The following is a 13,630-nucleotide window of genomic DNA, read 5'->3' as shown; positions in this document are numbered from 1 at the left end:
AAATTTTCACAAAATGAGCATTTTGTATCTTTGGTTAGTATAGGATAGGAATAGTCAAATTTATCCAAAATAAAATATTTTATTTTTTATCCATTAAATTTCCTTCTTTGACTAACTTATACTTTATTTATTATTTTAACGCATAAATAGTTAATTAGAAATTTTCTGAATATTTTTTATAAAACTGTATGGCTTCTTTACATTTTTTACATTTAAATTTTACACCCTTAAGTTGAATTTTTGATGAATTCCAAAAGGTACATCATGCATTTGTCCTACGCATTCACATGTATAAAGATAAACTGCATTTTCATCATCTTTTTCTTCTTTGACTTCTTCAAAGCTTACCTCCCCCCCCCCATCATCTTCAGAAGCTAAAGAAGATCTTCTGTATTGTTCAACTTTCATATCTTCATAGAGTATATGTTCTAAAAGCAATTTTTTAGAAACTGTGTAAAGCTTCTCTTTTAAATCATTAGTGGTTTTTATGTTTTGTATAAGATAAGACATATCATGAACGATATTTTATACATGATTTTGTGTTCATTTAAACAAGGATAATGAATTTATTGCATATAATCTTCTTCGTTGCTAAAATGTTCTTTTATTATAGTTAAAAAGTTCTATTAAAATTTCTTTTAACTCATCTCTTTGAACAAATTTATAAACCATATTTTCTATTTTTGCTGCAAGTTCAAAAAGTTTTTGCTGTTGAATGTCAATCATTGTGTCATGAATACTGTATTTTTCATTCCAAGTTGGAATTAGTTTATCCAAAAGCACCTTCTTTAATTTTTGTATTTAAAATTAATTTCATATATTTGAGTGAAATATTATATTTTATTAAAATATTATTAATTGAAAATTATTTATTTTATTTATATTTGTATAATATAAAAAATATATATAATTAATATTAAAAATTAAGACTTACTGATTCTAGTATAGAATCAGTAAATAATAATATGTGCAATTTGTGGCCCATGAACACCAAAAATAGTGATAAGTTCTATATCTGCTGTTCTTGAAGGCCCTGCTATAAATAAGATATTAGTAGGTAAGATTTCATTTTCTTTTTTTACCAAATTTAAAGCCTCGCTAAGACTTTTAACAACATTTTCTTTTTTAAGTAGCACTATACAAAGTTTAGGTGCAAGGCTTAGCATTCTAGGTTGAGTTTTGCTTGAAGGTACAAGTGCAACTCCGTGAGAGCTTACCCCTGCTCTTGCATGAATGATGGAAAAATCACTATGAAAAACCTCAGATCTTAAATTTTCGATTTCTTTATCAAAGCAAATCTTTTTTTCTGCTTTGATTTGTTCTAAATTTAAATTTAAATCTAGCCCATAAATCATACTTTTAAAGTCATATTTTGCGATAATTTCATTGATTTTTTCTTCTAAGGTATCTTTTGTAGCATTTTCAACGATGTATTTGTTATCATTCATTTTTTGTTTCATTTCTGCAAGCATATCTTGGGTGGTTTGGATATGTTCTACAGGATCTATACTTTCAATGCGTGTGAACGTTGTTTCTTTGTAAGCTTTTTTAAGATGTTCTAAAATACTTGCTTTACTTTTGCTTGAAATTTCATCGATTTTACTCATAGCTTACTCCTTCTAGTTTTTGCACTTCTTTATAAAGATCCATTTTAATTTGAGGTAATTCTTTAAAAGCGTGCCATTTTTTAATCACAGGTAAAACGCTTGCGAAATTTTGTACCGTCCAGTTGAAATAATGTGCTTTTGAAAGTGAAAAACGCCATTTATTGCCATTGGTTGCGATATTTTTAAATTGTTTAAAAGCAAAGGCTTCTAAGGCATTGCGATGAACATTATTTGCTCCTAAAGGTGGATTTTTACCTTGTCCTATTTTATCACATCTTAATTTACGAATAAGATCAGCCAAAGGAATTTGCACTGGACAAACTTCAGAACAACGCCCACAAAGTGAACAGAAATTTAAAATATCTCCTGTATGATCTATACCAAAAATATTAGGACTGATTACTTCTCCTATAGGTCCTGGATAAGTGGTTTGATAGGCATGTCCGCCGATTTGATCATAAACAGGGCAAAAATTCATACAAGCCCCACATCGAATACAACGCAAAGCCTCATAATAATCCTCATGAGCTAACATTTTAGAGCGATTGTGATCAAATAAAATCACATGCACTTCTTTAGGACCATCTAAATCCCCATTTTTTCTAGGGCCTGTAATGATATTATTATAAGTTGGTATAAATTGTCCTGTGGCTGAAGGAGTGAGTAAAGAAACCATAGTAGCCGCATCTTCAAAGCTTTCCATGACTTTTTCTATGCCGCAAAGTGCGATATGAATATCAGGTGCTGTAGTGCACATTCTACCGTTTCCTTCATTTTCTATAAGCCAAAAAGCTCCTTCTCTTGACATGGCAAAATTGACCCCACTAAGTCCAAGTTTTAAGCCTTCAAAATCTTTTCTTAAATGCTCTCTAGCTACCGCATTTAAACTTTCAGGTTCATTGTTTTCTAAATTCGCTCCTAATTTTTCTTTGAAAATTTCTCCGATTTCATGGCGGTTTCTATGTATAGCAGGTACAACTATATGTAAAGGAGGCTCTTCATTAAGCTGTAAAATAAGCTCTCCAAGATCGGTTTCTATAGCTTTTAAACCTTTTTTTTCTAGGTAGTGATTTAGGCCTATTTCTTCGCTTGCCATAGATTTACCTTTTAAAAGCTTGGTAATATTTTTTTCTTTCATGATTTCATAGACGATTTCACAGGCATCTTCATCACTACTTGCCCAATGCACTTTAATGCCATTTTTTGTAGCATTTTTTTCAAATTCTAAAAGCCTTTCTTCTAAACTCATTAAGGCATTGTTTTTAGCTTGTTTAGCTTTAGCTCTTAAACCCTGCCAGTCTTTAAATCTAGCATCAATAACATTGAGTCTATTTTTTTGTAAAGTATGCATGGCAGTCATTAAATTTTCTTGCATTTGCTTGTCATTGAGTTTAATTTGAACGATTTGTTCGTGAGGAATTTTTTGACTCATAGTCTTTCTCCTTCCAAGCGTTTAAGTAAAAAGTCATATAAATGTATGCCTTTTATATCTAAACCCATTCTTTTCATTGTGCCATCTATGTTTAAAAGACAACCTCCATCGCCACTGATGAGATATTTTGCACCGCTACTTTGTATATCTTTGATTTTGCTTCTTGCCATAGCATTTGAAATTTCAGGCTCTTTTACTGAAAAAGTTCCGCCAAAACCACAACATTCTTCCTCGTATTGAAGTTCTACTAATTCTACATTTTTTAGTTTTTTGATAAGATTTTTACTCGCTTGTATGCTTTTTTGCACTCTTAAAGCATGGCAATTAGAATGCCAAGTTACTTTTATAGGTGCACCTTTATCTTCATAATCTACTTTTAAAACTTCATCAAGGTATTGTGAAAGTTCTATGACTCTAGAGCTAAAATCTTTGACTTTAGAAAATTCAGGTTTGTTTTTAAAAAGTTCTTTATAGTCATGACTCATCATACCCGCACAAGATCCGCTTGGCACAACGATGGGGTAATCTTTATCAAATAAATCCACATTATATAAAGCAATCTCACGACTTTCATCGAAATAACCTGAGTTAAAAGAAGGTTGAGCGCAACAGGTTTGATTTTTTTTAAAAATCACTTCAATACCTTCACGCCTTAAAAGTTTTATTGCATTTAAAACGCTTTGTTGCATAGCAGCACTTCCTAAGCATGTGGCGTAAAAATACACCTTTTTCATGATCTCTCCTTTTGGGATAATTTAGGATAAATATTTTAATCCTGTAAAAATAAAAGCAAAGTAAATTTTCCAACAAATATTCTAAAAACGAATATTTGTTGAAGCAAAACTTAAATTTTTAATTATTTCACTATAGCTTCAGGGATGATTTCTTGTAAGAAAAAAGCTATAATGCAAGTCCAAATTCCTATTAAAATAATAAAAGCTACAGAATATTTTAATGTGAATTTGAAAAGATCAGATTCTTTTCCTACAAGCCCAACTGCTGCGCAAGCTATAGCAATGCTTTGTGGACTGATCATCTTTCCAACGACTCCACCTACTGAATTAGCTGCTAAAAATAAAGCTTCACTAACACCTAGTTTTTGAGCACTTACTTGTTGCAAGGTTCCAAAAAGTAAATTAGCACTTGTATCAGAGCCTGTTAAAAATACCCCTATCCAGCCAATGATTGGTGAAAAGAAAGAAAAAGCATCACCTGTATGTGCAAAAGCAAGTCCTAAAGTAGTGCTCATACCACTATTTTTAGAAATAAAAGCAAAAGCCACAACTAAACCTATGGTGATACAAGGTATAGCCATTTCTTTTAAAGTAGCCCAAAAGCATTCTGCTGCATCTTCAGCTTTGATTTTTAAAATAGCTATAGTTAGAAAAGCGGCAAGTAAAATCGCTGTTCCTGCTTGAGCTACGGTTTTTCCATTGATTAAATCTACACCCAAGGCCAAAGATAAAGGCTTAGCTTCTCCTATGCCTGTGATAGAAGGGCTTAAAATTCCAGTTGTGATATTGCTAAATTGTAAAGTAATGCTTGTATAGCTTAAAATTCCGTCCTTATCAAAGAGAGCTTTAAACCAAGGTTGTGTCCAAATGATAATACAAACAATAAGTAAAATAAAAGGCGACCAAGCTTTTAAAATTTGATTAAAACTTAAGGTGTTATCTTGAGTGAAATTGCTTTCATTATCAAATCTAAAAATATTTTTTGGTTTCCAAAATTTTAAAAATACAGTTGTAACCGCTAAAGAAACTACAGCTGAGATAATATCAGGTAATTCTGCTCCTAAGTGATTTGAGCTTAAAAATTGAGTAGTTGTAAAACTTAGTGCCGCAACTAAAATAGCTGGAAAAGTTTCTTTAACGCCTTTAAATCCATCCATTAAAAAAACTATGAAAAAAGGTATAGTAAGACTTAAAGGAACTAGCATTCTACCTACCATGGCAGAAACTGAATGCTGTTCTATGCCGACAAGATTTGCCATAGCAATAATAGGAATTCCCACCGCACCAAAAGCAACAGGAGCGGTATTTGCGATAAGACAAAGTCCTGCAGCTTGCAAAGGACGCAAACCAAGTCCTACTAAAAGTGCAGCAGTTATAGCCACAGGGCCACCAAAACCTATAGCACCCTCTAAAAATGAACCAAAACAAAAACCTATTAAAATCACTTGAATTCTATGATCTGGAGTAATACTCATCACGCTTTTTTTAATGATTTCAAAAGAACCCGACTTAATAGAAAGTTTGTAAAGAAAGATTGCCGCAATGATAATCCAAGCTATAGGCCACATACCATTTGTAAAGCCTTGAATAAAACTTGCGCCCACTAAATTCCAAGGCATTTTATAGGCAAATAAAGCTACCAAAGTAGCAAGTATAACAGTTAAAAAACCTGCTTGATAACCTTTAAGTTTTAAAACAACCAAACAAACTAAAAAACATAGTATAGGTAAAAATGCCACTAAAGCACTTAGCCAAATGTTTGAAAAAGGGTCGTAAACTTGTTGCCATGTTAAAATTTGCTCCAATTTTTCCTCCTTGATAATTATTTATGTATAAATTTATTGTAACAAAAAATTAAATTAAAATAAAAAAATTATAGAGTAAAGTAAATTACATTGTGTTATTATTGATTATTTTGTGTATTTTTGTAATATCATAAATATTAAATAAATATAAAAATAGAATAAGAAAAAATCTTATTCTAAAGGGGTAGAAGCTGTTAAAGGTGGAGTTATAATCATTAGTTCGTTTACTTCATAAAAAATTAGGATCTAAGGTGCAAGGGGCTATTCTAAAGCGTTTTTGTGTAGGAATATTTGGATTAAAAAGTTACCATACATTCATCAGATTCCAAAACTAAAGAACAAATTTGCACAGCTGAAGTTGTTGTTGGCATTATAGAAAATACAGTTTCTAGTTTACTATCTTTTAGATTATCTTGACAAGATTTTGCTCCAAAGGTTCCATCTTCTAGGATGGTCAAACAAAGATCGCTTTCTTTTGGATTTGTAAATTGCACATAACCAAAAGGAAGTTCATTAGCTAATTTATCTTTTTGTTTTAACTCATTGCTTAAAACAATTTCTTTAATATTCCAATTTTGATCAATAGGATCTTTTGAGATATCTCTAAAGGCACTTAAAAAAATTCCCGTTTCCAAGCTTCTTATAGAAACCATTTCGGTAAAATCTTTCAAATCTCCAGTAGGAGTTGCAAAGGCTAAAGTTATAAACATAAAAAACAAAGTAATAATTTTTTTCATATTAAATGTCCTAAAATTTTCTAAAATTTACTGGAAAATGATCCGAAACTATATGAGATCTTAAACTTGCAAGCATTAAAATCGCAGCTAAAAGCGGTGGAGTATAGGTTTGTTGTCTATTTGAATTTCCTGTAATTGCATAATCAAGAGTCCCTCCGTTTGCTTGAGTTGCACTAGTTGGAAAAACCACTCTAATTTTATTTGCTAATCCTCTATCCACTGTATTTGTTATAGTAGAAGGATCACGGTTAAAATCCCCTGCTATCATCCAGTTAGCTTGAGGTATATTTACAAAATGTGTATTTACGGGCTGTGATAATTGCTCCTACATCTGTTCCTTCATTGGCTAAAACATAGATATTGAAAAAAGCATCACTTCCATCGCGAATTCCTATAATGGGTCTTGAAACTATAGCTAAATTTACACGATTAGCTCCTACATCAACGCGAGAATAATAAATTAAAAACCCTATCAGGTCTTGAAAGAGTCCTCAAATTCTACTCATATTCGTCAATAGGCGTTCCACCTTGTTGCACATGGCGTCCTATTGGAGTGGCTATTCTTAGTAAAGTTCCTATTTCTTGTATCATTAAGATATCTAAGGGGTTTGCTCCACTTGCAAGTTGTTTTATTGCATTATTGTTGATGCTACTAGTTAAAGGTGGGGTAAATAGGAGTAATAAGTACTAAATCAGCATTGCTAATTAAACTTGGAATTTCTTGATTGGTAGGAAAAATAGGTTCAAGTCCTAATTTTAAAGAAAAAGAATTAGTATCTTCAAATTCTCCAAATGAACGCCCCAAAGGATTTACATTTTCAAAATTTAGAAGAACATGCATTAAAGAAAAAAAATCATAAAAAAAATAAAAACTTTAATTTTTTGCATTAAAAACCTTGATTATGTATTTAAATTTTTTAAGAAAATAATAACATAATTTTCATTATAATTTTCCGCTTCTTAAAATGTTTTATTTTGTTGTTTTTAAAGGTAGAATTTACATGCATCTTAAACACTTATATTTTAGTATTTCTCAAATTTTTAATTTTTACAAAGAAGGTTTTAAAAATTTAACTCTTGGAAAGACCCTTTGGAAAATTATCTTTATCAAACTTTTTGTTATGTTTGTGATTTTAAAACTTTTTGTTTTTGATGTAAATTTTAATTCTATTTTTAAAAGCGACAAAGAAAAAAGCACTTTTGTACTCAAAAATCTTACACTCGAAGGAAAATAAATGAACGAACTTAATAGCGTTGATTGGTCAAGAGCGCAGTTTGCTTTAACTGCACTTTATCATTTTTTGTTTGTGCCTTTAACCTTAGGCTTATCTTTTATCATTGCTATCATGGAGACTATCTATGTAAAAACTAAAAATGAAAGATGGAAAAAAATCACCAAATTTTGGCTTTCATTATTTGCTATAAATTTTGCTATCGGTGTAGCTACAGGTATTATAATGGAATTTGAATTTGGAACAAACTGGGCAAATTATAGCTGGTTTGTGGGAGATATTTTTGGTGCACCTTTGGCGATTGAAGGTATTATGGCATTTTTTTTAGAGGCTACTTTTTTTGCAGTTATGTTTTTTGGCTGGGATAAAGTAAGTAAGGGTTTTCACTTACTTTCAACTTGGTGTGTGGCTATAGGAAGTAATCTTTCTGCTTTTTGGATTTTAGTGGCAAATGGTTGGATGCAATATCCTGTAGGAATGAGCTTTAACCCTGATACAGCAAGAAATGAAATGCAAAGCTTTTTTGAAGTAGCACTTTCTCCTGTGGCTATTTCAAAATTTTTACATACCATAGGCAGCGGTTATGTGATTTCAGCTTTATTTGTAATAGGAATTTCAGCTTGGTTTATGTTAAAGGGACGCCATACTATCGAGGCTAAAAAAAGCTTAGTTGTAGGAGCTAGTTTTGGTTTGGTTTGTTCAATCTTTTTGTTTTTCAGCGGAGATGAAAGTGCTTATCGTGTAACTCAAACTCAACCTATGAAACTTGCAGCTATGGAAGGGGTTTATCAAGGTGAACATCGTGCAGGACTTGTACCTTTTGGAATCTTAAACCCTAAAAAAACCATAGATAATAACGAAAGTGTGTTTTTATTTGACATTACTATACCTTACGCTCTTTCTATATTAGGAAACCGTGATCCAAATTCTTTTGTTCCAGGAATTGAAGATTTAATCTATGGAAATGAAAGCAAAGGTATAGAACCTATGCAAAATCGTATCGATAGAGGAAAAATCGCTATACAAGCTCTAAAAGACTATAAACTTGCTAAAGAAAACAATGATACAATAGCTATGGCAAATCACAAATCTATTTTAGAAACTCATTTTAAAGATTTTGGCTATGGATATCTAGAAAAACCAAGCGATACTATTCCGCCTGTGGCTTTAACTTTTTATAGCTTTCATATCATGGTTGCTTTAGGAAGTTTTTTCTTTTTACTTTTCATCGTTACTCTTTATCTTACTATGGCAAATGATATTGAGAAATTTAGAAAAGTACTTTGGGTGTGTTTATTATCCATTCCATTGGGTTATATCGCCGCTGAAGCAGGCTGGATTGTTGCTGAAGTAGGCAGACAACCTTGGGCAATTCAAGACTTACTTCCTGTACATATCGCAGCAACGCAACTTGGAAAAGTCAATGTTCAAATTTCATTTTGGATTTTTGCAGTACTTTTTACAGCCTTATTGATTGCAGAAGTTAAAATCATACTTACTCAGATTAAAAAAGGTTTTGACGCACATGCAGGGCATACTCCACTTATGGGCAAAGGAGAAAAATGATGTTTTTTGGTTTAGAACTCGAAGGTTTGCAAATTTATTGGTGGTTGATTTTAAGTTTGCTCGGCGGACTTTTAGTTTTTATGTTTTTTGTCCAAGGTGGACAAACTTTAATCGATGAGCTTAGCAAGGATGAGCTTGAAAAAACCATGCTAGTCAATTCTTTAGGGCGTAAATGGGAGCTTGGTTTTACAACTCTCGTACTTTTTGGCGGAGCTGCTTTTGCAGCTTTTCCACTTTTTTATAGTACAAGTTTTGGCGGAGCTTATTGGGCTTGGCTTTGTATTTTATTTTGTTTTATTTTACAAGCTGTGGCTTATGAGTATCGTAAAAAAGAAAATAATGTTTATGGCTCTAAAACCTATGAAATTTTTCTTAAAATTAATGGCTATTTAGGTGTGTTTTTAATCGGAGTTGCAGTAAGTAGCTTTTTTAGCGGTTCCGAATTTATCTTAAATGAGCATAATTTTGTTTCTTGGCAAAATCCTTTGCACGGCTTAGAGCTTTTACTCAATCCTTTTAATTATCTCTTAGGCTTAGCTTTGGTATTTTTAGCAAGGCTTTTAGGCGCAGCGTATTTTATGAACAATATCAATGATGAGAATATCAAAATAAGAGCTATGAAAAAACTTATGATCAATAGCATTTTATTTTTACCTTTTTTCTTAGGTTTTTTAGCGTGGATTTTCTTAAAAGATGGTTTTAGTGTAGATGCAAATGGAACTGTAAGCATGAGTGCGAATTTATATTTATATAATTTCTTAAATCAAATGATTTTTGCTGTTTTGCTTGTTATTGGTGTGATTTTAGTGCTTTTAGGTATGGTTCAAGGAGTAAAAGGTTGCTCTAAGGCTATTTTTACTCTAGGACTTGGAACGGTTTTAATAGTTTTTGCTTTATTATCAAGTATTGGTTTAGGTCAAAGTGCTTTTTACCCATCTTTAAGTGATTTACAAAGTTCTTTAACTTTAAAAAATGCAAGTTCAAGCTATTATACTCTAAGCGTCATGGCTTATGTGTTTTTGCTTGTACCTTTTGTTTTAGCTTATATTATCTATGTTTGGAATGCAATGGATAAGGTAAAAATCACACGCGAAGAAATCGCAAACGATGATCACGCATATTAAGGAGAAAAAATGTTACATGCTTTGTTTTTATTGACTTGGCCTTTAGTAATTTATCTAAGCTATAAATTTATAATGCTAAATATCAATCAATTAGAAAAAGATAGCAAACTATAAAGCAAGATAAGATTTAAACCGATATAAGTATAAATCTTTTCAAAATATTGCAATTTGCCCATTTTTGGGCATCTTTTAATCATAAATCTTTTAAAGCTTCATTAGCGGCATCAAGGGCGTGAATAAGGCTTGTGTCAAAAATTTTGATATTTGTATCATTTTTGGATATTAATAAACCAATTTCAGTGCAAGCTAAAAGCACTCCCTTTGCACCTTTTTCTTGTAGTTTTTTTATAATATTTAAATATTTTTCTTTAGATTCTTGCTTGATTTTACCCTTGCAAAGCTCATTAAAAATAATATCATTAACGATTTTTATATCTTCATCGCTAGGAATAATAACGCTAATATTTTCTTCAATAAGCATTTTTTTATAAAAATCCTGAGTCATTGTGTATTTAGTACCCAATAAACCAATTTTTTGTATGTTTTCTTGTTTTAAAGCCTTAGCAGAGCTTTTTGCAATATGCAAAATAGGGATATTTATGTTTTGTTGAATTTCATCAAAAACCTTATGCATAGTATTAGTTGCAATTATTATAAAACTAGCCCCTGCAAGTTCTAATTTTTTAGCACACTGAGTTAAAATTTGCGCAGCTTCTTGCCATTTATCTTGGCTTTGTAAATTTTCTATTTCTTCAAAATTAACACTGTAAAGTAAAATTTTTGCAGAATTTAAAGATTTTAATTTATCATTTATAGCTTGATTTATTGTTTTATAATAAGTAATAGTACTTTCAAAACTCATTCCGCCTATAATACCAATGGTTTTCATTTTTCTCCTTAAAAATTAATTTTTGAGTTGTTTTATTATAATATATTTCATAGAAATACGATTTATTTTTAAATAAATAAATGTATTTTAATATTTTTATTAAAATTTAAAATAATTTTTTAAACTATTTTCCAATCTACAGGAATTTTACCAACTTTTTTTAAAAATTTATTAGCCTTTGAAAAATGTTTACAACCTAAAAATCCTGTTCTAGCTAAAGGGCTTGGGTGAGCTGCTTTTAAAATCAAATGCTTAGTATTATCAATCAAAATCTCCTTGCTTTTTGCGTAATTTCCCCAAAGCATAAAAACAAGCCCTGATTTTTCATCGCTTAATTTATGTATTATAGCATCACTAAATTCTTGCCAACCCCACGAACTATGACTAGCTGCTTTATTTGCTTCAACGCTAAGAATAGAATTTAAGAGCAAAACTCCTTGTTTTGCCCAAGAGCTTAAATCTCCGCTTTTTGCTGGAGCGATGTTTAAATCATTTTGCAATTCTTTAAAAATATTATTAAGACTTGGTGGGATTTTTACATTTTTTGGAACCGAAAAACTAAGCCCCATTGCTTGGTTTGGTTGATGATAGGGATCTTGTCCTAGGATAATAATTTTAATTTCTTTTAAGGGACATAAATTAAAAGCATTAAAAATTAAATTTGCAGGCGGATAAATAATTATATTTTGATCAATCGCATTTAGGTATTGTTTTTTGATTTCTAGAAAATATTTTTTTTGAAATTCGTCTCTTAAAAATTCTTTCCAGTCATCATTTATTTTAATCTTATCTATATTTATTGTAATTTCTTCCATGTTATCCTTAATTATTTAAATTATTAAAAATTTTATTCTAGCAAAAAAAGCTTGCAAAAATATATTAATTTTTTTTGAAGTAAATAAAATTTTTTATATTAATAAAAATTAAATATAAAGACATAATAGGATATAAAAATACTTAATTTATTATATTTTGAAAGTATTTTAATTATTAACCAATTATTAACTAAAAATGCAATATCATTATTTTATGATTTAAATCAAAAATTTTTGATTTTAAATTAAAATACTTTTATGAAAGGTTCAAAATGGGAACAAGAAAAGAACATGATTTTATTGGGGAATTGGAAATCTCTGATGAGGTTTATTATGGAGTGCAAACTTTTAGAGCTGTTGAAAATTTTGATATTTCTCATGATAGATTAAAAGATTTTCCTCGCTTTGTTAGAGCTTTGGCTAGAGTAAAAAAAGCTGCAGCTATGGCAAATCATGAATTAGGTCTTTTGGATAAAAATATCCAAGATGCGATTATTAAAGCGTGTGATAAAATTTTAGAAGGCGGGTATTATGATCAATTTGTAGTAGATATGATCCAAGGAGGTGCTGGAACAAGTACAAATATGAATGCTAATGAAGTTATAGCAAACATAGGACTTGAACTTATGGGTCATAAAAAAGGTGAATACCAATATCTTCATCCAAATGATCATGTTAATTTAAGCCAAAGTACTAACGATGCTTATCCTACAGCTTTACACCTTGCTTTGCATGATTATTTAAGTGATTTGGCAAAAGCTATGGAATATCTAAAAAAAGCTTATGAGAAAAAAGCTGAAGAATTTAAAGATGTTCTTAAAATGGGTAGAACCCAACTGCAAGATGCTGTACCTATGACTTTAGGTCGTGAATTTAAAACTTTTGCCGTAATGATAGGTGAAGATATACAAAGAGTATTAGAAGCTAGAAAATTGATTTTAGAGATCAATTTGGGCGGAACTGCTATTGGAACGGGAATTAATTCTCATCCTGATTATCCGAAGGTTGTAGAAAGAAAAATAAGAGAAGTGACAGGTTTTGAATATACTGTGGCTGAGGATTTGATCGAGGCGACTCAAGATACGGGAGCTTATGTACAAATTTCAGGTGTTTTAAAACGTGTTGCAACAAAACTTTCTAAAGTATGTAATGACTTAAGACTTTTAAGTAGTGGTCCAAAATGTGGTCTTAATGAGATTAATCTTCCAAAAATGCAACCAGGTAGTTCTATCATGCCAGGTAAGGTAAATCCTGTTATTCCTGAAGTAGTTAATCAAGTTTGTTATTTTGTTATTGGAGCAGATGTAACTGTAACTTTTGCTTGCGAGGGTGGACAATTACAACTTAATGTTTTTGAACCAGTTGCAGCATATAGCTTATTTAATTCTATTGTAATGCTAGAAAAAGCAATGTATACTTTAGCTGATAAATGTATAGATGGTATTACTGCAAATGAAAAAATTTGTTCAGACTTTGTCTATAATTCAGTAGGTATAGTAACAGCTTTAAATCCTTATATTGGTTATGAAAATTCAGCTTCTATAGCTAAAGAGGCAATGAACACTGGAAAAAGAGTGGCTGATATTGCGCTTGAAAGAGGGCTTTTAAGTAAAGAACAAATTGATGAAATTTTAACACCATCAAATATGCTAAATCCTCACATGGAAGCTAAAAAATAGCATTTTAGGA

General features: G+C 30.7%; 11 protein-coding genes and 3 pseudogenes. 4 read left to right on the top strand and 10 right to left on the bottom strand.

Translation table 11 applies throughout. The features are described from left to right. Positions 1-154 precede the first annotated feature (154 nt). From AJN69_RS10460 to AJN69_RS08655, 8 genes and pseudogenes are all read right to left on the bottom strand, one after another. Positions 155-777, bottom strand: a pseudogene (locus AJN69_RS10460) (bacteriohemerythrin). Positions 778-950: 173 nt separating this feature from the next. Further along, positions 951-1,607, bottom strand: a complete 657-nt coding sequence (locus AJN69_RS08685; RefSeq protein ID WP_002932947.1) for a lactate utilization protein C — start codon at positions 1,605-1,607, stop codon at positions 951-953. Beyond that, complete coding sequence (locus AJN69_RS08680) at positions 1,600-3,039, bottom strand: LutB/LldF family L-lactate oxidation iron-sulfur protein (protein ID WP_002860914.1); 1,440 nt, start codon at positions 3,037-3,039, stop codon at positions 1,600-1,602. Before AJN69_RS08680 ends, AJN69_RS08685 begins: the two co-directional genes overlap by 8 nt. Beyond that, entirely contained in the window at positions 3,036-3,776 is a 741-nt protein-coding gene (locus tag AJN69_RS08675; protein WP_079860354.1) for a (Fe-S)-binding protein, read from the bottom strand. Before AJN69_RS08675 ends, AJN69_RS08680 begins: the two co-directional genes overlap by 4 nt. A gap of 119 nt (positions 3,777-3,895) precedes the next feature. Next, positions 3,896-5,578, bottom strand: coding sequence for an L-lactate permease (locus AJN69_RS08670; protein WP_070210398.1), 1,683 nt, complete (start codon positions 5,576-5,578; stop codon positions 3,896-3,898). A 171-nt stretch (positions 5,579-5,749) separates the two neighbouring features. Further along, positions 5,750-6,315 (bottom strand): annotated as a pseudogene (locus AJN69_RS08665) (cytolethal distending toxin subunit A/C). A gap of 10 nt (positions 6,316-6,325) precedes the next feature. Continuing rightward, positions 6,326-6,951, bottom strand: a pseudogene (locus AJN69_RS10145) (cytolethal distending toxin subunit B family protein); the annotation flags it as partial. Positions 6,952-6,967: 16 nt separating this feature from the next. Beyond that, complete coding sequence (locus tag AJN69_RS08655) at positions 6,968-7,156, bottom strand: hypothetical protein (protein WP_002932941.1); 189 nt, start codon at positions 7,154-7,156, stop codon at positions 6,968-6,970. A 160-nt stretch (positions 7,157-7,316) separates the two neighbouring features. Between AJN69_RS08655 and AJN69_RS08650 the strand changes: the two genes are divergently transcribed. The 3 genes from AJN69_RS08650 to cydB are packed head-to-tail and all read left to right on the top strand — an operon-like array spanning position 7,317 to position 10,237. Then, the gene (locus AJN69_RS08650) at positions 7,317-7,550 is read left to right on the top strand and encodes a DUF4492 domain-containing protein (protein WP_002860921.1); all 234 of its coding nucleotides are present in this window, start codon (positions 7,317-7,319) and stop codon (positions 7,548-7,550) included. After that, positions 7,551-9,113 carry a cytochrome ubiquinol oxidase subunit I gene (locus tag AJN69_RS08645; protein WP_070274134.1) on the top strand — a complete coding sequence of 521 codons (1,563 nt, stop codon included), beginning with the start codon at positions 7,551-7,553 and terminating at the stop codon, positions 9,111-9,113. After that, positions 9,113-10,237 (top strand): cytochrome d ubiquinol oxidase subunit II, encoded by a 1,125-nt coding sequence (cydB, locus tag AJN69_RS08640; protein ID WP_070288129.1) that lies wholly within the window; start codon positions 9,113-9,115, stop codon positions 10,235-10,237. Before AJN69_RS08645 ends, cydB begins: the two co-directional genes overlap by 1 nt. Before the next feature lie 193 nt (positions 10,238-10,430). Here cydB and AJN69_RS08630 read toward each other — a convergent pair whose 3' ends face one another. Together AJN69_RS08630 and ung are read right to left on the bottom strand one after the other, a co-directional pair. Then, positions 10,431-11,126: an aspartate/glutamate racemase family protein gene (locus tag AJN69_RS08630; protein ID WP_044779849.1), complete on the bottom strand. Its 696-nt coding sequence runs from the start codon at positions 11,124-11,126 to the stop codon at positions 10,431-10,433. Positions 11,127-11,245: 119 nt separating this feature from the next. Further along, positions 11,246-11,941, bottom strand: coding sequence for a uracil-DNA glycosylase (gene ung / locus AJN69_RS08625; protein WP_070274133.1), 696 nt, complete (start codon positions 11,939-11,941; stop codon positions 11,246-11,248). Between the two features lie 272 nt (positions 11,942-12,213). Between ung and aspA the strand changes: the two genes are divergently transcribed. After that, on the top strand, positions 12,214-13,620 hold the full coding sequence (aspA, locus tag AJN69_RS08620; protein WP_070288083.1) for an aspartate ammonia-lyase: 1,407 nt from the start codon (positions 12,214-12,216) through the stop codon (positions 13,618-13,620). Positions 13,621-13,630 lie beyond the last annotated feature (10 nt).

Source organism: Campylobacter sp. BCW_4338 (assembly GCF_001763255.1).
GTDB classification, from domain to species: domain Bacteria; phylum Campylobacterota; class Campylobacteria; order Campylobacterales; family Campylobacteraceae; genus Campylobacter_D; species Campylobacter_D jejuni.
The sequence above is the reverse complement of the archived record's forward strand: the minus strand, read 5'-3'. Positions and strand labels throughout refer to the sequence as shown.